2 protein-coding genes are annotated in these 1,261 nt (G+C 56.1%); both read left to right on the top strand.

Annotated features, from left to right (window positions below):
* The first annotated feature begins 475 nt into the window (after positions 1 to 475).
* A complete protein-coding gene (locus C7I87_RS34840) occupies positions 476 to 742 on the top strand; it encodes a type II toxin-antitoxin system ParD family antitoxin (RefSeq protein ID WP_149908453.1) in 267 nt (88 codons plus the stop codon).
* A gap of 3 nt (positions 743 to 745) precedes the next feature.
* The gene (locus C7I87_RS34835; protein WP_149908452.1) at positions 746 to 1,057 is read left to right on the top strand and encodes a type II toxin-antitoxin system RelE/ParE family toxin; all 312 of its coding nucleotides are present in this window, start codon (positions 746 to 748) and stop codon (positions 1,055 to 1,057) included.
* Positions 1,058 to 1,261 lie beyond the last annotated feature (204 nt).

The raw sequence follows: 1,261 nt of genomic DNA, 5'->3' as shown, positions 1-1,261 counted from the left end.
ACGCCGCAACAAAAACAAACACATACCAAACCAAAATCAAAACTTACGGACCGCCAGCCTCCAAAGCCCGCAGACCGTTTCCTGTTGGGGTGGATCGTCGTCCGTGCCACCTATCGGAGGCCTGCAAGCGCGCCCGCAGGACAAAGAACTCAATGAGAAGGACGAAGGGGGTGGAGGGTCTAAGACCAATTAGTCTAGCACCCAAGCATGAAAACAAATTAGCCGGTTGGGTTTTAATTCAACCGGCTTCCTCATTTTGGATAGTGGGTAACAGGGTCCGCGGCCTCCGCTCGCACAGAGAGCCTCGATCGCGCGGTGTCCCAATCGTTATTTCAAATTCTGCCGAATCAGGAGCGAGGTGATCCCGTTTGAGCGCGTCGTGACGGTGAAGCGGAACCGAATCGGCAGAATGCTAACTATTGCTATCTATTGTCATCAGCGACGCTTGACCCCATAATCTCCTTCAGGAGGTGCCGTGCCCAACTACGCTTTGAACGACCACTATGAGAGCTTCATCAGGAAGCAGCTCGAATCAGGTCGCTACAACAATGCCAGTGAGGTTGTCCGCGCCGGTCTGCGTATGCTCGAGGACTTCGAGGCGGAGCGGGAAAAGTGGCTGCGCGAGGAAATTCCCGCGCGTCTGGCCGAGCTCCAGCAGGATCCGACGAAGGGAATTCCAGCCGAAACGGTCTTTTCCAGGCTTGAAGCGCGCCATCGCGCGAAGCAGGCGAAAGCCAAGTAGGGAATGGGAAACCGGATTGTCTTTCATCCCACGGCACAATCCGAGCTCGAACACCTCTATGACGACATAGCCGAACGAGCGTCGCCGGCGATTGCCTGGAATTTTGTCGCTGACATCCGCGATCATTGCTTGGGCTTGTCGACTTTTCCACAGCGAGGCACCGAGCGGATCGAGATCATGCCTGGGCTGCGTATTGTTGGCTACCGGCGGGCGGTCAGCATTGCCTTCGCTATCGAGGGCGAGCAGGTGCTGATCCTGGGCATTTTTTACGCAGGCCGAAACATCACACCGGAATTGCTTGAGGATCGGCGCTGAAAGCAGCTCGGGCGAGTTCCGGAACCGTCTGGGCGGTCGGCTATTTCTCGAAGGGAACCATGCTCAGCAAGGGGTCCGAAGCGGGTATCCCGGGCGTGATCAACCGCAGAAAGCGGCGTGGAAAATCAGCCTAGCCAACTCATGAATTCGGCCCCGTGGATATCTCCACGAAAAAGTTCAAAAACATCGGAGAACGGTGTTGAC

It is taken from the genome of Mesorhizobium sp. SARCC-RB16n (genome assembly GCF_008520305.1).
Classification (GTDB): domain Bacteria; phylum Pseudomonadota; class Alphaproteobacteria; order Rhizobiales; family Rhizobiaceae; genus Mesorhizobium.
Note: the sequence above shows the minus strand (reverse complement) of the source record. Positions and strands in the feature narration are given on the sequence as shown.